The following is a 20,763-nucleotide window of genomic DNA, read 5'->3' as shown; positions in this document are numbered from 1 at the left end:
TTGAGATTAAAATTCCATATTTTGCCGTTTTTTCATCTTTCGCTGCATAACACCTTTGGTAAAACCCAGGGTCAACAAGTGTCCATATCGCAATCAAAAACCAAGCAATTATATATTGAATTGAGTGTCCTCCAGTTAAGCTTAAGATCTCTGGTGGGACCTTTGAGATAATGAAATCAAAGCCCCCGTATCTTATGCTCGCAAATGGGATTATCAAGCCAAATCCTATGAACATCAAAAAGAACTCAAATATATCGGTGTAGACATCAGACCTGAAGCCACCGACAAAAAGATAGCTTACTGAGATGAGCGTGCTTATCACGATGCTCATTTTTAAATCGGTTCCGAAGATAAGCTGGAACAGGACTCCGAGCATCAAGAAATACGGTGCTGGCGTGACGAGTATCAGGGTGAGAATCGTTCCGAATGTTGAGACCCTTTTATCATATACCTGTGCGAGTCGGTCTGGGATTGTAAAGAGTTTAGAATTGCGGACTTTTCCAGCGAGTAAAAAAGCAAATAACGCTCCGAAAATATAATACGGTAAACCGAAAACGAGCCAAACGGAAATGCCATATTTATATGAAAACTCACCTACGCCCAAAATCCCACCATACCAGGTTGAGACAAGCGTTGCAACAAGCATAGGCAAAGTTATGCTTCTTCCAGCGAGTAGATATTCCTCAACAGCATCGTTTCCCTTTCTCTTCGCCTTGAAGCCGATGAACAATACCCCAAGGAAATAAAGAAGTATCAAAGCCATGTCCTCTATCGACAAGTTTACCCTCATCCTCACAAATCACTTTGTTTTTCTGAACACAAATAGCCCACCTTTTTCAACCTTTATCAAAACCCTTCTGCCCGATGCGATGTTGCTTATCCCTCTTCCACTAAAACTTAAAACATCATCGTCAAGCTTAAATTTTAAACCTCTTGTGCTAACTCCTTCCGCCTTCTCTCCCAAGGGTAGAATTGAAATTCTATCGCCTGGACTTGCTTCAAATGAAATTTCATCGGTTACGAAAAAAATTTCCATGGACTTATCAATTATTCTCAACTTTGCCTTCCCGTGAAAATTTACAAGAGCGCTCAAATTTCCAAGGTTATGGTCAAGACGGTCTCCAATCGCAGAAGTTACATCAATTTGTTTGAAACCTTGGCTTATCAAAAACTTAAGCGCTTTTTCAATGTCTGTGCTGTTTTGATCAGGGTCGTATATAATTGGTATGCCTTTTTTAGCGAAGAATTTTTTCACTTTTGGTTTTATTGAGTCAAGGTCCCCGATGATTAAATTTGGTTCAATCTTGAAATTGAAAGCAATATTTGCTCCACCGTCAGCACAAGCGATGAAATCGTAATTTTTTAAAATTTTTCGCAGAAAGTTTCGCGGAGGTGGTTCACCGTTGCAAATTAAAATCGCTCGCAAGATTACCTCTGATTTTTTAAAATAAGGGTGGGGGGACCCACCCCCTTGAAAAATTTAAAATTCAAAGGCAAAACTTACAAAGTAATTTCTTTCAGCGCCTGGGTAAAATTCATCTCCAACGCCCGAAGCAGCGTAAAGCTCATTAAAGATGTTATTTATCTGAACCTTAACTTCAAAATTCCCAAACCTGTATCCCATAGTCACATCAAAGACCTTATAAGCGTCAACCTTTCGGGATTCAAGGTTGAAATTATCTGTGTAGAAATCGCCGACATATTTCCCAAGCACTGAAATCATAAAGCCCGAGTTTCTATATGTGACCCTGATTGAACCAAGATGATCAGGAAATCCAGCGATTCTCTTCCCAGCTAAATCAATCCTTTGAGGCGTTGTGTATTCTTCCCCTGTGTATGGATTTTTCCAGGCATACTCACCGTGCTTGATGATCCTATTTCTACTTATCGTTGTGTTTCCGCTAATTTCAAGTCCATTGATTTTTATTTCCGCTGTTAATTCCACACCAGCATGTCTAGTCCTTTCGGCATTTCCGACAATTGGGTCACCAAATATATTTAACTGTCCGTTTTTTATGAGTTCATTTCTAAAATCCATGTAATAAAAGTTTGCCGTCAGCTTGTAATTTTCGGCAAAATAGCCAGTTCCAACTTCAAGGTCAACTAGCCGTTCTGGTTTAACAAGTGGTTTCGTGAAGTCAAAATTTCCATCTCTAATTTCAAAGTTTGGTTTTTTACCCCAAGGATACCAATATCCATCGCTTGCGTCATAAAGGTCTCTTCTACTTGGTTCCCTGTTCGTAAGTGAGATGCTTGCAAATATGTTCAACTTTTCAGTCAAATCATAGCTTATTCCGATTTTAGGGTTTAAAAAGTAATAAGGCACTGAAAATGTATTGCTTACCCATTTGCCCAAGTTATAGTCAAAAAATTCCTTCTCACCATAAACCCTATATCTATTGTAAGCGAACTGTAAACTTCCCATCAATCTTAAATTATCTTTTACCCTGATGAATTCGTGTAGGTAGACGGTGGCGATATCTTTTGCCCCTTTATATTCGTAGAATCTATAATCGCTTGGCAATCCTTCTGGGAGATTTTGAGCCCAAACGATTTTAGCCCAATGGAAGCCCCTGTGAATTCTAAATTCACCACCTAAGGTTAGCTCGCCCTTCCCATGCTTCAAAGTTAATCTTGGAAGCCATCCATATTGGTTTAAATCAATGAAATATCTTGCAAGAGCGTTTCCGGGATTTGATGTTGGTATTTTAAATCCATACCTTTCAGCATATGGTTTTGATAGACGGAAATAAACCGTATCCGCCCAAGATGCGTCCATGTCCCAGTATCCAATACCGCGGATATAAAACAAAGTGTTGTTAAGAATTAAATTTTCATTTAATCTCCATTCGTGTAAAATTTCATAATGTGGCTGGCTGAAATTTTCAACTTCGTCGTCCCTCGTTGTCACATCCATATAATTTAAGTTCGCTTTTCTCTTTGATTTATCTTTGACCCAGTCCTTAGGTATCCCGCGGTAGACAAGATGGTCTTCAAATGGTCCACCGTATAAGTTTATTTGTGTCGTCATATTTTCATCATATCTTATCGCGCTGAAAAAGTAAGCTGGAAATTTCGCCCAGGATTTCTCTCTGTAGCCATCGGTTGCTATGTAAGAAAGACGACTATACAAGAGATATTTATTTTGAATTAGCCCTGAATTTATCGCTATTGAATATTTCTTTGTGTTATAGCTTCCATATCCAGCAAAGAGTGAGATTTTCGGGTCAATTGAGAAATTTGAAGTTATTATGTTTACTGAGCCACCTATTGCTGGTGGTCCATAAAATGCGCTTCCAGCACCTCTTTGAACTTGGATGTTTCCTGTGCTTGCTAAAAGGTCAGGCATATCAAGCCAATAAACTCCGTGGTCTTCTGGGTCATTTTGAGGAATGCCATTTACTAAAACCGAGATTCTTCTCTGATCAAATCCACGAATGTTAAGATAATTATACCCAATTCCATTCCCAGACCAAGAATAAGACAGAACCGATGGGAGTTCGTTTAAAAGTATCGGGACATCTTGAGTTGTGTAGAAATCTTTTATTTTTTGTTTCTCAAGGTTTGAAAAGACAACTGGCGATTCCCTCTCCGTTGCTATTAGTGCTGTTATCACAACGGTTTGAGATGGGAGAACAGTCGGTTTTAGATAGAAGGTTAAGTTTATGACTTCACCTTCAGCGACCTTGATCATTTTCCTTTGTCTTTCATACCCGACAAAGCTTGAAACTATCGTATATCTCCCAGCAGGTAGATTTTTTATCTCAAAGTAACCGTTTTCATTTGTTGCTGAGCCGAAGGTTGTATTTTCAATATAAACATTCGCCCCTGGAAGTGGTTTATTTGTTTCGGCGTCAAAAACATAACCAGTTATTTTAACCTGTGAGACAAGGGTTGATATAAAAATGAGCAAGGCAATGGATATTAAGTTTATTCTCTTCATGGCTTTTTATTTGTTTGTTTTTAATTTTGGGTTTAACCCGTGGGAGGTGGGGAGAGCTGAGAGGAATAAAAAAGCCGTTTTTCCACAGATGAATTGTCAGCATAGGGAAAAACGGCTTTGGGGAGTTTTAAAGATCAGCGATGACCCGATTCCCTACGCTGGCATTACCCAGATCAGGTTCAAGGGGTATACTCTCAGCCTCCCGAAAATTTCGGGAAGCACCCCCACGGGTCATTAAGATTTAAAGAACGACGAAAATCTTATTTAAAATTTAACTTTGCCGATGTTAAAAAGCAAATTACCATTCTATCGTCTCACCATGTTTAAAAACCTTGAACATTTTTTCATCAAGGTTTAATTCTTTGACTTTTTTAATAAGTCGTTTTGGTGGTTCATCGCATCTTTCATCTGATAAGTCAAATGTTCCCCAATGCATAGCGCAAAAAATTTTTCCTTTTAAGTCAAGATGCGCTTGTATTGCTTCGTCTGGGTTCATATGAACTGGTCTCATCATTTCAGCTGGCTCATAGGCACCTATCGGAAGACACGTTATGTCAAATGGTCCGAAAATATCGCCGAGCAATTTAAAGCCAAAAAAGTATCCCGTATCGCCAGCGAAATAAAATTTTTTCTTGCCAATAATTACATATCCACCCCAAAGCGACTCATTTGAATCGTTTATCCATCTGCCGGAAAAGTGTTGCGTTGGTGTGAAAATTATTTTTAAACCGTTGAATTCAAATTCATCCCACCAATCAAGTTCAATCACATTCTGATTTATTCCTTCTTCTTCAAGAGTTTTAGCAACGCCAAGCGGGACGAAAATTTTTACATTTTGATTTAGAGCGATTATTCTTTTAAGCGTCGCTATATCAAGGTGATCATAATGATTATGTGATATCACGACGAAATCAATTTTTGGTAATTCAGTTATATCAATCGGGGTTGGCACATATCTTTTTGAGCCAATTCTATTTCCGAACGGACCTGCTTTTTCGCTGAAAATAGGATCAGTTAAAAAGTTGATCCCATCCATTTGAACAAGAAATGTCGCATGCCCAAGCCAGGTTATCTTATTTTTTGGATTTCGTCTTTCATAAAGCGAAGTTTCAGGTTTTAAAATTTCAAATTTGCAATTTCTTCTATCAGAACCACCACCGAAAATCATCTCAAAAATTCTCCTTGCGATAAAAGGAAAGGCAACTGAAAATTTACCTCTTTTGAAGTTTGGATCAAGATTATAAAATTTCCCATTTACCTTTATGCTCCCATATTCAACTTTCAGTCGCTTTTTTAAACTTTCATATTCGCCTTGTATAACCGCAACCGAAGCCAAAAATATAAGTGGCAAGAACACTATATTCATCCTTCTTTTCTTTGCTTTATTTTTAAGACATCACTAAATTTTTATTAGTTCCAAAACAAAAGCGAGATAATGTAATGATTGAGGAGTACAAATCCTATCTTAGAACCGCAAAGAAGGTCTTTGAAGAGAATAAAACCCTTACGCTTGTGAGCCACGGAAAGAGTGGTGTTTGGGCAGGGAAAGTTTATTTCGGTGAAGAGGATGGATATATTTATGTTGCACTTGAAAAAGGGAGAAATTATCAAAATGTAATTGAAAATCCGCGCGTTTTCTTTGTGATAGAACATGGTGTCCCGGATAGATTTATCCAGGGTGAGGGAATAGCTGAAAAACTCGGTGATATATCTGAAAGACCCGAGAGAAGCATAATTTTCAGGAAAGCGATTGAGCTTGTGGTTTATGCGAAAAAAATCCCTGGGGTTACGCTTTTCAGGATAAGACCTACAAAACTTTATGTTTCCGATTTCACTGAGGAATGGAAGCCAAGAGCGGAAATTGAAGTCACAGAAGAAGTTTTGAAATTTTTCCAAACGGAATTAAGAACAAGACATAATTTTTTTAAGCTTGTATTTAAAGCAATAAGACCTTTTGCTTTTCCCGCAACAATTGCTCCGGTTTTGCTTGGAACTTTCATAGCTTCCGATGTTTCTTTGAAGTTATTTTTACTTGTTTTCGTCGGGCTTTTATTTGCGCATTCGGCTGTAAATGTTTTGAGTGATTATTTTGACTATATCAGGGGTGCTGATACTTGGAAAGTTCTCGGTTCAAGCCGTGTCCTTGTTGATGGTTTGATGAAACCAAGTCAACATCTTGCGCTTGGGATAACTTTGCTTTTACTTGCACTTGCGTTCGGGCTTTATTTCGTCTTAGCGGTGGATTATAAAATTTTGTATTTCATAATCCCCGGGCTGATACTTGGCGTTTTTTATACTGCACCACCACTTGGTTTTAAATACAGGGCTCTCGGTGACCTTGCTGTTTTCCTAGCATTTGGACCAGTAATGACGCTTGGGGTTTATTACATTCAAACAAGGGAAATTTCATTGACGCCGATTTTGCTTTCAATTCCAATTGGTCTTCTAACAACAGCAATCTTGCACGGAAATAATTTCAGAGATATAAGTGAAGATATTGGCGCTGGTTATAAAACCCTTGCTGGAATTCTTGGACCTAAAGGATCAAGCTATTACTATGCTTTCCTTGTCCTGTTTGCTTATCTTCTGACGATTTACTTTATCATTAGGGGATTTTTGCCGATGGCTGGCATCATCACTCTTTTAACCTTTCCGATAGCGGTGAAAAATGTAAAAGTTTCGTTCAATCAGGCGCTCGTTAATTTTACTTTCCTTGACCTTTTGACGGCGAAGCTTCAACTTTATTTTTCAACTCTTTTGATATTTGGGCTAATCCTTGAAAAATTTTTAATTTAAAACCCCCATGAAAGTAGCTATAAGCTTAAAACTCGTCGCAGACATTTTAACTACAATAAGGTTTTTCACAGGGCTTTACATTATCAGATTTGCGACGCTTGATGTCCCTGAATCTGTGGCTTCGGCATCGCTTTTGCTTTGGCTTGCTTGGGTTACTGATTTAATTGACGGACCGATTTCACGACTTGACCCAAGAAAAACACAATCTTGGATTGGAAAGCATGATTTAACAGCCGATGTCACTGTCGCCTTTGGTTGCTGGCTTTTTATGACCTTTTCTGGGTTTGTATCTACCTTTGTTGGAGTTGGCTATCTTCTGTTAAGTGTTTTTCTTCTCTGGTACTTTAAATCCGAACATCTCGCTTGGGGATTGCAAGCCCCGCCTTACGCTGGAATGATTTGGATCGCTTTAACTAAATCCCCAACCCATGGATTTCTCCTTGTTGCGTGGATTATCTTTGTCGTTTTGGTAACTTGGCCGAGATTCCCAAAGTATACACTCCCGGAATTTTTAAACGGCATGAAAGCCCTATTTAAATCAAGATGAGATAAACCATCTGCGGTCCGTGAACACCTTTGACGATGACCTTTTCTATGTCGGCGGTTCGGCTTGGACCTGTTACTAAAAAAATTGAGTCAAATTTTTTGTCAATCTTTTCAAAAACATGTTCCAGGGACTCGTAAACTTGTTCCGACCGCGCTATAACGATGTGAACTCGTGGGAGTAGAATTGAACTTTTAAACCTTTTCTCATCATGGATGAAAACGATAGTCCCAGTTTCAGCGATTAAGTAATCACATCCAGTTACTGATGCGTCAACCTTAGCAAGTTGCTTTTCTGAATGAGCTTGGGTGATGATTTGCTTGACGTTAAGTTGTTTCAAGATGTTAGAAAGTTCATCATCAAATTTTTCAACGAAAATTTTCTCAGCGTTTTCAACTTTGAGCGTTTGATTTAGTATAGGCAGAATTTGATCCTTTTTAGCCCTTATAAAAACACCGCCAACCCTTTCAAATTCAAGTTTGAATCTTTCAATCAATTTTTCAGTTCTTTCTCCCATATTTCCCTAAATGATTTTTCCGCAATTTGTGGGAATTCCCGCGTCCTTGACCACGCTTTAAGCGATGGCTTAATTCCGATTTTTTTAAGAAACCTCAAAAGTTTTGCTCCCGCTTTATAAATTTTTGCATCTTTCATCGCCGAAAGCCATAGTTTAAAAAGCAATTTTTCCATCCTTGATGTTTTCTTAAGCTCAACGGCTTGATGTCTCAGCCAAACGAGTATATGATGTATTTCAATTTTAACGGGACAAATTTCATGACATTTACCGCACAGTGATGAGGCAAATGGCAAAGGTGTTGCTTTTTCAAGCCCAAGTTGTGCTGATGCCAGAATTGAACCGATTGGTCCGGGATAAACCCAGCCGTAGGAATGACCACCAACAGTTTGATAAACCGGGCAGGCAAGCATACAAGCGCCACACTTTATGCAGTAAAGCGCTTCCTTTAGTTTTTCAGATTTTAGCATTTGCGATCTCCCGTTGTCAAGCAAAATCAGATAAATCTCCTCTGGTGAATCTGGTTTTTTCCTTCGTGGTGAATTTATTATTGAAACATAACTTGTAAACCTTTGAGCCGTAGCGCTTCTGCCAAGAACTTTGAAGAAAACCGTTAAATCAGAAAGCCGTGGGATAATCTTCTCTATCCCAGCTATTGCTATGTGAATTTTTGGAAGGGTTGTGCTTAAACCAGCATTTCCCTCATTTTCAACTATTACGATTGACCCAGTCTCGGCAACAAGAAAATTTGCGCCTGATATCCCGATGTCCGCATTTAAAAACTTATCCCGAAGAAATCCCCGAGCTATCTTTGTCAATTCTTCTGGAACAGATGTAAATTCAACACCGAGTTTTTCATTGAATAATTTGCCAATTTCATCCCTTGACTTGTGCATTGCTGGTGCTGTTATGTGCGATGGCATCTCCCCAGCAAGTTGAACTATAAACTCACCAAGATCCGTTTCAACAGTTTCAATCCCATTCTCTTCAAGAAACTCGCGCAATCCTATCTCTTCGCTGACCATTGACTTTGATTTCACACAAAGCTTTGCATTTATTCGCTTTGCTATTTCAAGGACTTGATTCCTCGCCTCAATAGCATCACTTGCATAGATAACCTTTATCCCGTTTTCACTCGCTTTCTTCTCAAAAATTTCAATGTAATGCCAGATGTTCTCTATCGCCTCTTTTCTAATATCATGAGCTCTTTGTCTGAGGATTTCCCAATCCGGAAGTTCCGAAACAACCTCAGTTCTTTTTGAAAGTGTATGATGTATAGCCTTGTTTAAATTCGCCCGTCTTTTTTCGTCCTGAATGAACCTCAAAGCGTTCTCTTTGAATTTCAATGGCGTATATGTCTCTTTCATGGATTTTTCCAGTTTTGATTTAAAAGTTGGCTAAAATTTGAGCTATGTGAATTGTTTTGACTTTAACTCCATTTTTAGACATATAACCGCCGATGTGCATAAGACAGCTTGAGTCAGTTGAGGTGACAAACTCGGCGCCAGTTTTTATTATGTTGTCAACCTTGCTTTTTGCCATTTCCGTTGAGATTTCAGGAAACTTCACAGCAAATGTTCCACCGAAGCCACAACATCTGTCGCTTTCTTCAATCTCAAGCAATTTAATTTTTTTGACATTTTTCAATAGAGTTCTTGGTGACTCTTTTATACCAAGCTCTCTTAAGGCGTGACACGAGTCGTGATAAGCCACGCTGTGATTAAATTCCGCACCTGTTGAATCAACTTGTAGGACTTTCGTTAAAAATTCTGTCAGTTCAAAAAATTTAGCCGTGATTTCTTCTATGTTTTTATTTTTTAAAATTTCGGGGTAGAATATTCTAACCATACTGGTGCAAGAGCCAGAGGGCGAGACGATATAGTCATAGTTTGAGAAAATCTTTAAAAATTTTTCAGCAAGTGTTTTCGCTTCCAACCAATATCCCGTGTTGAAGGCGGGTTGCCCACAGCATGTTTGTTCAAGCGGATAGTCAATTTTCACATCAAACCTTCTCAGTATTTTAACGGTTGCAACTCCAACCTCTGGAAAGAGTTGGTCAATATAACAGGGTATGAAAAGAGCGACTTTCATAAGATTCAGTTCGGTTTGATAATAAGCGCTAGATTTAATATATTTTTGAAAAAACAAAAATCAAAACCAAATAGGGATGATTTTCAAGAAGAGAACGCACACATGCGGTGAATTGAGAGCAAGCGATGTTGGTAAAGTTGTCACTTTGAACGGTTGGGTTGATAGGAGAAGAGACCTCGGCGGTTTGATTTTTATTGATTTGAGGGATAGGTATGGGAAAACACAAGTTGTATTTTCACCTCAACATAATAGTCAAGCTTATCAAGTTGCGAAGGAGTTGAAATCTGAGTTTGTGATTTCAGTTACTGGAAGGGTTGAAAGAAGACCTAAGGGAGCTGAAAACCCATCCCTTCCCACAGGTGAAATTGATATCCTTGCCGATGAGGTTCAAATTTTAAGCAAATCGGAAACACCTCCTTTTTTGATTGAAGATGATTTAAATGTTTCAGAGGAACTTCGCCTTAAATACAGATATCTTGACCTCAGAAGACCTGTTATGCAGTCAAATTTGATCACGAGACATAGGATGGCTCAAGTTGTGAGAAGATATTTTGATGAAAACGGTTTCATTGAGATAGAGACATCTTTTCTTGTTAAAAGCACACCTGAAGGGGCGAGGGATTTCCTTGTCCCGAGCCGACTTCACCCCGGAAAGTTTTACGCTCTTCCACAGTCGCCTCAACTTTACAAACAAATTCTAATGGTTGCAGGATTTGACAAATATTTCCAAATTGTGAGATGTTTCAGGGATGAAGATTTAAGGGCTGACCGACAGCCGGAGTTCACGCAAATTGATGTTGAAATGTCTTTCGTCACGGAGGAAGATGTTTTTAACATTGTTGAGGGTTTAATTTTCAGGTTGATGAAGGAGATAAAAGGAATTGAGATTCAGTTGCCATTTCCAAGGATTCCATATGTTGAAGCAATTGAAAAGTATGGCACTGATAAGCCAGATTTAAGATTTGATTTGGAGATAGTAAATGCCACTGATATTTTTAAAACGACCGAGTTTAAGATTTTCAGAGAAGCGATAGAGAACGGTGGGGTTATATGTGGCTTAAATTTGCCTGGCTGTGCGAATTTCTCAAGGAAACAAATTGATGAGTTAACTAACTTTGCGAAAGACCTCGGTGCTAGTGGACTTGTTCATTTTAAGGTTGGGAATGGGGAGGTTGAATCACCTGTGGCTAAATACTTTACAAAAATTTCACTTCAAAAGTTGAAAGAGAAGATGAATTCTAAGGATGGCGACTTGATAGTTTTAATTTCAGATCAACCTCAAAAGGTTTATTCAATATTGGGAAATTTGCGCCTTGAGATGGGGAGAAGGTTAAATTTGATTGATGAGGAACAATTTAAATTCGCTTGGATTGTTGATTTCCCGTTGCTTGAATGGGATGAGGAAGAAAAGCGTTGGGTTTCGGTTCATCATCCTTTCACTTCACCAAAGCTTGAGGATTTACATTTGCTTGACACAGACCCAGGTAAGGTTCGCGCCAGAGCGTATGACCTTGTTTTAAATGGGAATGAAATCGCTGGTGGTAGCATAAGAATTCACGATGCGGAGCTTCAACAGAAAATTTTTAAACTTCTTGGAATATCTGAGGATGAGGCGAGAAAAAAATTTGGTTTCTTGCTTGAAGCGTTCAAATACGGTGCCCCACCGCACGGTGGCATTGCTTTTGGGTTTGACCGACTTGTTATGCTTTTCACCGGGATGAAGTCAATCCGAGATGTTATCGCTTTCCCTAAAACAAGCAGTGCCTTATCCCTTATGGATGAGGCACCTTCGGAAGTTGACCCAAAACAACTTGATGAGCTTCATATACAGGTGAAAAGATAAAGATAAAAAAATGCTGGAGGCGAATAGAAAAGCAGCCAAAAAATTCGGAATAGACGCAAAGATTATTGAAGCAAGGATAAACGCTCAGAAAAACATTGAAATTTTGGGCGATGATTTAACTTTTTTGAGTGTCAGGGAATCTGAAAGAACAAAACATGTCCACCGACTTCATCCTTATCTTGGTAAGTTTATACCCCAACTCGTTGAGGTTTTTCTAAAAAGATTTTTCAAGAAGGGTGATACAATACTTGATCCCTTTTCTGGTTCAGGAACGACACTTGTAGAGGCGAATATCTTGGGCATAAATTCTATTGGTATAGAATTATCTCCTTTCAATGTGTTGATTCAGGAAGTGAAAACAAAGAAATATAACATACCAGAGGTAGAGAAAGAGATTAAAGATGCATTAAAAAGGGTAAAATCCTTTAGTCATAGTTTACAAAATAAAAGCAAATCTCTTTTTGGTGATAAGATTGAAACATTCACTACTGATAGTGAATATTTAAAGGAGTGGTTTTCTGAAAGGGCATTACAGGAAATTTTATTTTAGAAGAATTATAAAAAAAGGACAGCCCAAAGAAGACCCAGATTCTGTTGTAGACTTATTTGTGAAGATTAAGGATGAAGAAAACTATTTTGATATTACGAGTGCGAAACCTAATATGAAAGAATTTGTGGCTTTAAAACTTAAACTTCTCAGGTGGACGGCTTTAAGGTTAAGTCAAGATAAAAATGTTAAGGTTTTTACAAGATTGGCAATACCATATAACCCATATCATCCAGAACCTTATGAGAGATGGACATTAAAAGGCTTATACGATTTAGAAAATGGAGAAATATTAGTTGGTGAAGAATTCTGGAATTTTGTTGGAAGTGACAATATATATGAGGAATTATTAGATATTTTTCAAAAAGTTGGTGAAGAATTGAGAGATGAGATTGATGAAAAATTTGCCGAATTTAGAAATCGTTAAACCTCACTTCGTCAGGGCAAGTTTTACTGTCTTTGAAAAACTTCCCGCTATCATTCTGCAGAAGTAAATTCCAGATGAAAGATAATTGCCTTGCTCGTCTTTTCCATCCCATTGCACTTTATGCCTGCCAGTTGATCTGGAGCCCGAAACAAGCGTTTTAACTTCCCTTCCAAGTATATCATAAATTTTTATGCTTACCCATGAATCAAACGGAACTTCAAATTCAATTGTCGTTTCAATGTTAAATGGATTTGGATAGTTTTGATACAATTCAAACTTTGGCGGTGTTCCCGCTTCTGCAACGAGGACAGGGATGGTTGAGACCTCATTTGAGGGATTGCTTTCATTGTGTAACTTGTCAAAAGCTGTTACAACATAGAAATAATTCTTCCCCGCATCGGGGACAATGTCAGAATAACTTATTCTATTTGAAGCGACCACTGCTATAAGATTTCTGATGTCGTTTATGTCAACGGGTGAATTTTCTGATCTATAAATCGCGTAATACTTTACACTATCACCATCTGGTGGTGTTTGAGGTTGAGCCCAGAAAATTTCAAATGTTTTATCAGATATTTTTCTTATTGCGACATTTATTGGAGGGTTTGGCTTAACGCTATCAATCCAAGGCATCGGATGGATGAAGGCGGGATATTTATATTTTGAATTTATCAAGCTGTCAATCAGTCCTTTTAAAAGGAGTGATTTATATCTGAAAAAGGTATTCCCCTCAGCCCCGATTGCTCTTGTTGTGTCAATTTGTGCCAAAATTTCGGAAGAAGGCCAATCACCGGAGCCACTACTCATTCTATAAGCTGCTGAACCAGCATAGATATGTTTCCCATAGCTATTATTTTTCCAATCGCGAACCAAGACATCAAATTTCGGATTGTTTGCAATATCCCAGTAAATTTGTGGTGAGTGATAATCGTGTTTTCCTTCCATAAGCCAGCGTCTTGAGTCCTGATATATTGAGTAATATGCTTGCCAGCCGGTTGCAAGAGGGGTGCCATCGTCGGCGTAAATGTTTTTATAAATTCCAATTGGGGCTGACCCAACTTTAACCCACGGCTTAACCTTTTTTATGCTATCGTAGACCGCTCTGACGAATTTGTTTATATTTTCTCTTCTCCAATCATTCTTGTCCGGGTACTCGCTCGCATAAAGTGAGTATGTATCGTCATCGGGGAAATCTGGATTTGGATATCTTATGTAATCAAAATGGATGCCGTCAATGTCATAATTTTGCACAAGCTCCATAACTACGTTAATGAGGTAATTTCTGGACTCTGGTCTTCCCATATCAATCCACCACTCGTTATCCGGTCTGTAGTATTTGACAAGCTCTGGATGCCGAAGAACTATGTGTGGTGGATTTGTTTGTGGTGGAAGTGTTGAGTCATCTTTGACTTTAACCACGTTCCACCATGCGTGAAATTCCATTCCTCTTTTATGAGTTTCCTCAATTGCAAATTTTAACGGGTCATATCCCGGGTTACGACCAAGTGTCCCTGTCAAAGATGTCGCCCAGGGTTCATATTGACTTGGATAAATCAAATCCCCACGCGCTCTTACTTGCATTATGACAGTGTTGAAGTTTGCACTTTTTAACCTGTCAAGTATTTGAATTAATTCATTTTTTTGCTGTTGAATTCCAGATGTGCTTGTTGCTTTTGCGCTTGGCCAGTCAAGCCCATAAACCGTTGTCAACCAAACAGCTCTGACCTCTCTTTTTGGATGGATTTGCCCAAGAAGTGTTGAGGTGAGGAGAAAAAAGGTGAAAAATTTTTTCATTTGCTATTTTGCCTTAATTTTTCAAAGTTAAAGAGAAATTCAACTGCTTCCTCAAATTCTGCAAATTTCACATCGTCAACGAATTTCATTTTTCCAATGCCAAGTGGAAGATACATATTTAAACGCTCGCTGAAAATTTTTTTATCGTATCCAATATGAGTTAAAATTTTTTCTTTGTCAAGTAATTTTTTGGGAAATTTTACACCGAGAGAACAGATCAGGTTTTTTATCCTTTCAAATGTTTTTTCGTTCATTAAACCCCGTTTTAAAGATATGAAACTTTCTCCAACGATGCCGAGCATCACTGCTTCACCGTGCTTTAATTTTTTATAGTTCAAGCTGGCTTCAATTCCATGACCGATTGTATGTCCGAAGTTCAAAATCATTCTTAACTTTTTTTCCCTTTCATCCATTTCAACTATTGTTGATTTTACAACAACCGATTTATGGACGATTTCTGTAATAATTTTGGGGTCTAATTTTAGAATTTTTTCAGCGTCATTTTCAATTGACTCAAAAATTTTTTTATTCTTTATGATGCCATACTTTACGACCTCGCCAAGACCGCAGGTAATCTCGCGCTGTGGTAGGGATTTAAGCAAAGCGACATCTGAAAAAACAAAAGCGGGATGATGAAAAGCGCCGATTAAGTTTTTGCCAAGTGGGTGGTTTATACCAACTTTTCCACCAATTGAGCTGTCAACCTGTGCGAGTAATGTCGTTGGGAATTGAATTAAGTTAACACCGCGAAGAAAGGTAGCTGCTACAAAACCGGCAAGGTCACCTATGACACCGCCACCAAATGCAATTATCGTTTCATCCCTGCGTAAGTTGATTTCAATTAACCTCGTGTAAATTTTCATCGCAATGGATAAACTCTTGCTTGACTCACCTGACTTCACAATTATCGGCTCTGGCTTATATCCGCTTTTAGTTAGAATTTTTAAAAGTTTATCAAGATATAAATTTGCAACATTTGTGTCTGTTATTATTGCGATGTGGGGTTTAATCTTGTGCGATAGGCATACTTTCGGGAACTCGTCAAAAATCCCCCAGCCGATGTAAATCGGATAATTTCGCCCTTTAACCCTTACAATAACCTTACGCAATTTTATCCTCAATTTTCTTTAAAATTTCTTCAACTGTGTCCTTGATATCTTTTTCATCGGTTGAAATGTAAAAGTCGGACTGCAAATAAAATGGCTCGCGAATTTTCAGCAGTGTTGAAATCCTCTCAAGTAAGATGTCTTCAGGCAAAATTTTGCCATCAGGTCCGAGTAATAAAGGTCGGTCCATTTTAAATTTTATCCTTTGAACGAGCGTTTCTGGTGATGCTTTAAGGTAAATTAAAATCCCGATCTCTTTTATCAAGTAGAGGTTATTTTCAAATGTTACGGTTCCACCGCCAAGAGCGACGACAAATTTTGAAAGTTTGAAAATCATTTCCCTCAAAATTTTCCGCTCTATATTTCTAAAGTAAATCTCTCCCTTTTCCTTGAATATATCAACTATGCTTTGCCCTTCAATATTTTCAATAAGCTCATCAAGGTCAATAAAATCATATCCGATTTTTTCCGCGAGGATAGGACCAATTGTGCTTTTTCCACTACCCATAAACCCTGTCAGGAAGATAAGCGACTTCTTCATATACTTGATTCAACTTTTCTTTATCCTATAAATAAAAACGCCCGTTTGTAAGTTTCTATATGAAACTTCTCTTTTTGAAACGATTTGAAAATCAAAATTTTCTCTTTTTAAAATTTCAAAGAACTCGGAGGACATAGGTCTTCCGGGGTCGGCAATGTAGCAGGTTGAGTGAATCGTCATAGTGTCTTTGAGAATGTCAACGATGTTTTTAAACAGGTTTCGTTCATAGATTATATCCGCACCTATTATGAAGTCAAATTTTTTGAGAATCCATGGAGATCGCCAATCAAGAATCACAAACTTTACATTTTCTTCGTTCCCGATGTTTTTAATGTAATTTCGTCTTGCAAAATGAAGGGCCATCGTTTCGTAATCCGTCGCTGTTATTATCGCTTTTTTAAAGCCAAGGGCAACTGTTGTCAGCCCGAGACCACAGCCAAGTTCAAGAACTTTTTTATTTGAGAATTCATCACTTTCAAGTATAAACTCCGCAAGTGCTATAGCCGATGGCCAAACATCAATCCAAAACGGTATCTTATCATCCGAAGAATATCTCTGTATCACATCGTCAAGCGAACCCTGATAATCGTCAGGGCTTAAGGGCGATTCAATCAAGATTTTCTTATTTGAAATTTCAAATTCAAGCAAATAAACCATTTTTGAGTTTCGTCTTAATTAAATTTACGCAAACTCAATTCATTTTCCACAGATTTCTCTTGCGTTTTTGGGTTTGCGAGTTTAATTTTAGGTGTGAATTTATTGGAAATAAAAAATTTTTCTAAAATGCGATTTAAAAGGTTTTTGCCCTTCCTTCTATTAGCTCTTGTTTCAAACTTCATTTTTCCTCAAACAGACACAATCACATCAAAATATGTTGGTCCTGGTGTAAAACATATCTCAGTTACTTTTCCGAGCGTTCCTTGGAAGATAAACATACTTGAAATTGACATAACAAACCCATTTATTACTCTGGAAACGGTCAAGGCATCAAAGAACGGTAGAGAACAGCTTTACGCACTTGAAAAGACAAGCTCAATGGCGGGGAGGAAGAACTGGTCAAATCACACCGTGATTGGGGCGATCAACGGTGATTTTTATGACACAAATACAGGTATCCCTGTGAATGTTCAGGTTGAAAACGGCGAAATTTTGAGAAGACCGAGATCAAGGTCTGTTTTCGGCGTAACAATTGATAAAAAGCCATTCATTGAAATTTTTAACTATTACGGCGAAATTTTCGCAGGTGATTCGTCAAGGCAAATAGATGGAATTAACGAGACGAGAGGAACCGATATGTTGATCCTTTACAATAGTTATTTTGGTTTTTCAACGGGGACAAATCAATGGGGGACAGAGGTTTTAATAAGACCAATTGGTAGTTGGGTTTTAAATGACACGCTTTATTGTGTGGTTGACAGCGTTATAAGTTGGGTCGGGAATATGAGCATACCGCTTGGGAGGTCTGTTCTATCTGGACATGGCAGGGCGGGCGAATTTTTGAGAAACAATGTCAAGGTTAAAGACACTATTAAAATTCTCCTTCGTCTAAATCCGAATGTCGGACTAATTTTTCAGGCAATCGGGGGGTTGCCAAGGATAATAAGAGATGGAGCAAATGTCGTTTCACAGACATATCAACAGGAAGAGGCAAGTTCAAGCTTTACATACACAAGGCATCCAAGAACAGCTGTTGGAATTTCAAGGGACAGCACGAAGATATATTTCTTAACAGTTGATGGAAGACAAAGCTCAAGCGTCGGTATGACACTTGATGAGCTTGCCAATTTTATGCTCACCCTTGGTGTATGGCAGGGGATTAACCTTGATGGTGGTGGTTCAACGACGATGGTCGTAAGAGGTAAAGTTGTCAATTCCCCCTCAGATGCAACTGGCGAAAGGTCTGTATCAAATGCTTTACTCGTTGTAAGCTCAGCACCACAGGATACACTGAGCAAGATTGAGATTTACCCAAAAAGGTTGAAAATTTTCCGAGGGGAACAATTTCAATTTAAATTTGAAGGATATGACAAATACTTCAACCCGGTGAACATCCCATTGAATCAGATTTCCTGGTCGTGTGATTCAACGATAGGAAGAATTGATTTGTCTGGTTTGTTCACAGCTGGGAAAAGGCATGATAGTGGTTATGTTTATGTGCGACATTCAAGTGGTTTAAAGGATTCTTGTTTTGTAGTGGTTCATACTTTGAGAGAGATTTCAATTACGCCTAAAAGAGCTGTAACTGACACGAGCAGGGCAATTCAATTTTCCGCAACTGGCTTTGATACCGAGGGGAATTTCAGAAAGCTTTCGGCAAGTGAGATTGAATGGGAAGAGATAGGAGGGATTGGGAATATCAATATGCTTGGGTTATTTCGTGCATTCACCGAAGGGAATTGCAAAGTCGTTGGAAAGTTTGACGAGTTGTCTGACACGGCGGATGTTCAAGTGGTTGTAGGCAAGGGTAAGAAAATCGTTGAAAGGTTTGATGAATTAAATTTTTATTTGACTGGTGAAAACATTGACACAATCAAGAGCAAAATTTTTTTAAGTGATACAAACTTTATCTCGCCATATAAATCTCTCGGGATTGAATACAACTTTGTCTATACGAGCGGGAAACAACATTGGATTTACATAAATTCAAACATAGACGTTTTCGGTGTCCCTGATTCAATTTACATTTATGTTTATGGTGATGGCGGAGTTTATCGGGTTTATTATTTTGTCAGCGATGATAACGGAGAGATTTTCGTCTTCAGTGCTGGCTCTGTGAATTGGTCAGGTGAATGGAGAAGGTTGGGCGTATCAACCAAATATCCGATTCAAACCGTTTCGGGAAGTTATTTTTGCTATCCGATAAAAATTGTGAAGATAGCTCTTTATCTTGCTGGCTCATATGTTGATGGGATTGAATATACAGGAAAGGTTTTGTTTGATGATTTGGCTGTGACTTATCCCATCAAAGTCACTAAGGTTGAGGAAAATAAATCAACCGAAAGTTTGTCTTTTAAACTATATCAAAATTTCCCCAATCCATTTAATCCAAGGACAAAGATAAAATTTTCAATTTCTCAGTTCGCTTCTGCTTATGATGTTGAACTTGTTATTTATGATTTGCTTGGGAGGAAGGTTAAAGAGATTTCAATGGGGAAATTGAACGCCGGGGTTTATGAGGTTGAAATTGAAGCGGTGGAACTTTCAAGCGGTGTCTATTTTTGTGTTTTGAAAGCTGGGAAATTTTTTGATTCAATTAAAATTATCGCTTTGAAGTGAAAATTGATGCTGTGAAAATAGTTGAAGAGGTTGATAGGTTCTCTGGCGGAAAGCTTAAAGAGAAAAAGTCGCTTGAGTTTTTGATTGGACTTGCAATTGAAAATGATATGATGTCTTTGATTGATGAGATAGCATTTCATTCCAAATTTTTATGGCGAATCATTTCATTTTTAAAGAGTGGACGGGGGTTTAAAGATGTTGATGAACAAAAACATAAAGAGAATTTAATTAACCAGATGAACGAGGCAGTTGGAAAGATTCAGGGTTTAATTTTTAAGTTGATTGAGAGGTGCGACGCATCGGAGAGGGAAAATTTTGTGAGCAAATTTTTAAAAGTTGAACCGCAAAGTTTTGAAAATTTCCTCAATCTCGTTTACGATTTTTATTGGTTAAAAAATTGGAAAATTGATAATGAGGGTTAAGGTTTTACTTTTTGTTTTCGCTTTCAATATCGCACAATCGCAATCCAAATTTGCCTTCATCCCGTTTGAAGATATGTCAAAATTTAAAGGAAGATGGAATTTGAAGTTGGAGATTCCCCGTTATCTTGGTGATTTTCTGATGAAATTTTATGGCGTTGAGATTTTGCCTGTTGATTCAGTTATAAGATTTTCTGGTGAAGCCAAACCTAACTGGGTGGACATCTTCTTTTTCTCCGAATTGAACAAATGGTTTGGGGTTAGGTATGTGATAGGTGGGAAGATTTTGGTTTTTAATGTTAGTCGTTTTGCGACAGGTTTTCCCGAGATGGCTGGATATGAGTCGTATAGTGCAGATGTTGAAATTGAAATTGAAGTTTATAATACATTTTCAGGTGAGAGGGTTTTGATTTTTGGTATTTCTGGGGAGGTTAAAGAACAAGGGCTTGGTTTAACTTTGCTCGGGAAACCGACTGAAAAATATACGCAGTTTTACTCTCTTGACTTGTTGAGGTTTGGTAGCAAGGAGTTCAATCAAACAATAATTGGTAAGGCGATGAATAAAGCTGGGCTTGAATTCGCGATGCGATTAAAGGGTTATATTCCGGAAGCTTTTAGCGGAAGCGATGAGAGTTTGAGAGAAATTGAAGGAGTAACAGAGTTAAAGGTAGTTGAAATTAAGGGAAAAATTCTTCACATTGGGAAGCAAAATCTCGTTTATATAAATCTTGGCAGTGGGGATGGTCTTGTGCCGGGCGTAATAGCTTATGTGTATGACATTGATAAAAAAATTGCTGATATTGAAGTTGTTGATGTAGTTGATTCACATCTCTCGGCGTGTAAAGTTTTGAATTCGTTTGGGGAGATAAGGAAGGATTTTGAGGTCAGGGTTAAAATTGTAAAATAAAAGCGGAATAAATTT

The 20,763-nt window shown here is 38.1% G+C and carries 18 protein-coding genes, 1 pseudogene and 1 riboswitch; of the genes and pseudogenes, 8 read left to right on the top strand and 11 right to left on the bottom strand.

Features of this window, described 5'->3' with window-relative positions; genetic code table 11:
* From FKZ43_RS02205 to FKZ43_RS02190, 4 genes are all read right to left on the bottom strand, one after another.
* Nucleotides 1-790 (bottom strand): sodium:solute symporter family protein (locus FKZ43_RS02205; protein ID WP_419951025.1); only part of this gene is annotated, 790 nt, incomplete at its 3' end.
* Between the two features lie 9 nt (nt 791-799).
* The gene (locus FKZ43_RS02200) at nt 800-1,426 is read right to left on the bottom strand and encodes a thiamine diphosphokinase (RefSeq protein ID WP_181180212.1); all 627 of its coding nucleotides are present in this window, start codon (nt 1,424-1,426) and stop codon (nt 800-802) included.
* 54 nt (nt 1,427-1,480) lie between these two features.
* Entirely contained in the window at nt 1,481-3,943 is a 2,463-nt protein-coding gene (locus FKZ43_RS02195; protein ID WP_140944241.1) for a TonB-dependent receptor, read from the bottom strand.
* A 132-nt stretch (nt 3,944-4,075) separates the two neighbouring features.
* Nucleotides 4,076-4,179: riboswitch (TPP riboswitch) on the bottom strand.
* Nucleotides 4,180-4,241: 62 nt separating this feature from the next.
* Nucleotides 4,242-5,309 (bottom strand): MBL fold metallo-hydrolase, encoded by a 1,068-nt coding sequence (locus tag FKZ43_RS02190; protein WP_140944240.1) that lies wholly within the window; start codon nt 5,307-5,309, stop codon nt 4,242-4,244.
* 74 nt (nt 5,310-5,383) lie between these two features.
* Between FKZ43_RS02190 and menA the strand changes: the two genes are divergently transcribed.
* On the top strand, nt 5,384-6,739 hold the full coding sequence (menA, locus tag FKZ43_RS02185) for a 1,4-dihydroxy-2-naphthoate octaprenyltransferase (RefSeq protein WP_140944239.1): 1,356 nt from the start codon (nt 5,384-5,386) through the stop codon (nt 6,737-6,739).
* A 7-nt stretch (nt 6,740-6,746) separates the two neighbouring features.
* A complete protein-coding gene (locus FKZ43_RS02180) occupies nt 6,747-7,286 on the top strand; it encodes a CDP-alcohol phosphatidyltransferase family protein (protein ID WP_140944238.1) in 540 nt (179 codons plus the stop codon).
* Here the strand turns inward: FKZ43_RS02180 and FKZ43_RS02175 are convergent.
* Genes FKZ43_RS02175 through FKZ43_RS02165 form a run of 3 tightly spaced genes read right to left on the bottom strand, consistent with a single transcriptional unit; the run spans nt 7,273 to nt 9,888 of the window.
* Entirely contained in the window at nt 7,273-7,800 is a 528-nt protein-coding gene (locus FKZ43_RS02175; protein WP_140944237.1) for a LutC/YkgG family protein, read from the bottom strand. The genes FKZ43_RS02180 and FKZ43_RS02175 overlap by 14 nt on opposite strands.
* Nucleotides 7,776-9,164, bottom strand: a complete 1,389-nt coding sequence (locus tag FKZ43_RS02170; protein ID WP_140944236.1) for a LutB/LldF family L-lactate oxidation iron-sulfur protein — start codon at nt 9,162-9,164, stop codon at nt 7,776-7,778. The genes FKZ43_RS02175 and FKZ43_RS02170 overlap by 25 nt, the downstream gene beginning before the upstream one ends.
* Before the next feature lie 19 nt (nt 9,165-9,183).
* Nucleotides 9,184-9,888 (bottom strand): (Fe-S)-binding protein, encoded by a 705-nt coding sequence (locus tag FKZ43_RS02165; RefSeq protein ID WP_140944235.1) that lies wholly within the window; start codon nt 9,886-9,888, stop codon nt 9,184-9,186.
* Nucleotides 9,889-9,964: 76 nt separating this feature from the next.
* Between FKZ43_RS02165 and aspS the strand changes: the two genes are divergently transcribed.
* The 3 genes and pseudogenes from aspS to FKZ43_RS02150 all read left to right on the top strand — a co-directional run bounded on the left by aspS (nt 9,965) and on the right by FKZ43_RS02150 (nt 12,705).
* Nucleotides 9,965-11,731 (top strand): aspartate--tRNA ligase, encoded by a 1,767-nt coding sequence (aspS, locus tag FKZ43_RS02160; RefSeq protein WP_140944234.1) that lies wholly within the window; start codon nt 9,965-9,967, stop codon nt 11,729-11,731.
* Between the two features lie 10 nt (nt 11,732-11,741).
* A pseudogene (locus tag FKZ43_RS02155) lies at nt 11,742-12,170 on the top strand (DNA methyltransferase); the annotation flags it as partial.
* Between the two features lie 79 nt (nt 12,171-12,249).
* On the top strand, nt 12,250-12,705 hold the full coding sequence (locus tag FKZ43_RS02150; protein WP_320415041.1) for a TdeIII family type II restriction endonuclease: 456 nt from the start codon (nt 12,250-12,252) through the stop codon (nt 12,703-12,705).
* Nucleotides 12,706-12,708: 3 nt separating this feature from the next.
* On the opposite strand, the gene FKZ43_RS02145 is transcribed toward FKZ43_RS02150, so the two are convergent.
* The 4 genes from FKZ43_RS02145 to FKZ43_RS02130 are packed head-to-tail and all read right to left on the bottom strand — an operon-like array spanning nt 12,709 to nt 16,803.
* The gene (locus tag FKZ43_RS02145) at nt 12,709-14,499 is read right to left on the bottom strand and encodes a family 10 glycosylhydrolase (RefSeq protein ID WP_140944232.1); all 1,791 of its coding nucleotides are present in this window, start codon (nt 14,497-14,499) and stop codon (nt 12,709-12,711) included.
* Complete coding sequence (gene aroB, locus FKZ43_RS02140; RefSeq protein WP_181180211.1) at nt 14,496-15,608, bottom strand: 3-dehydroquinate synthase; 1,113 nt, start codon at nt 15,606-15,608, stop codon at nt 14,496-14,498. The genes FKZ43_RS02145 and aroB overlap by 4 nt, the downstream gene beginning before the upstream one ends.
* Complete coding sequence (locus FKZ43_RS02135) at nt 15,601-16,146, bottom strand: shikimate kinase (protein ID WP_140944230.1); 546 nt, start codon at nt 16,144-16,146, stop codon at nt 15,601-15,603. The genes aroB and FKZ43_RS02135 overlap by 8 nt, the downstream gene beginning before the upstream one ends.
* 9 nt (nt 16,147-16,155) lie before the next feature.
* Nucleotides 16,156-16,803, bottom strand: a complete 648-nt coding sequence (locus FKZ43_RS02130) for a class I SAM-dependent methyltransferase (protein ID WP_140944229.1) — start codon at nt 16,801-16,803, stop codon at nt 16,156-16,158.
* A 126-nt stretch (nt 16,804-16,929) separates the two neighbouring features.
* On the opposite strand from FKZ43_RS02130, the gene FKZ43_RS02125 reads away from it, so the two are divergent.
* Genes FKZ43_RS02125 through FKZ43_RS02115 form a run of 3 tightly spaced genes read left to right on the top strand, consistent with a single transcriptional unit; the run spans nt 16,930 to nt 20,748 of the window.
* Complete coding sequence (locus FKZ43_RS02125) at nt 16,930-19,422, top strand: phosphodiester glycosidase family protein (RefSeq protein ID WP_140944228.1); 2,493 nt, start codon at nt 16,930-16,932, stop codon at nt 19,420-19,422.
* Entirely contained in the window at nt 19,419-19,844 is a 426-nt protein-coding gene (locus FKZ43_RS02120; RefSeq protein WP_140944227.1) for a hypothetical protein, read from the top strand. The genes FKZ43_RS02125 and FKZ43_RS02120 overlap by 4 nt, the downstream gene beginning before the upstream one ends.
* Nucleotides 19,834-20,748: a hypothetical protein gene (locus tag FKZ43_RS02115; protein ID WP_140944226.1), complete on the top strand. Its 915-nt coding sequence runs from the start codon at nt 19,834-19,836 to the stop codon at nt 20,746-20,748. Before FKZ43_RS02120 ends, FKZ43_RS02115 begins: the two co-directional genes overlap by 11 nt.
* Nucleotides 20,749-20,763 lie beyond the last annotated feature (15 nt).

Source organism: Candidatus Thermokryptus mobilis, assembly GCF_900070205.1.
GTDB lineage: Bacteria > Bacteroidota > Ignavibacteria > Kryptoniales > Kryptoniaceae > Kryptonium > Kryptonium mobile.
The sequence above is the reverse complement of the archived record's forward strand: the minus strand, read 5'-3'. Positions and strand labels throughout refer to the sequence as shown.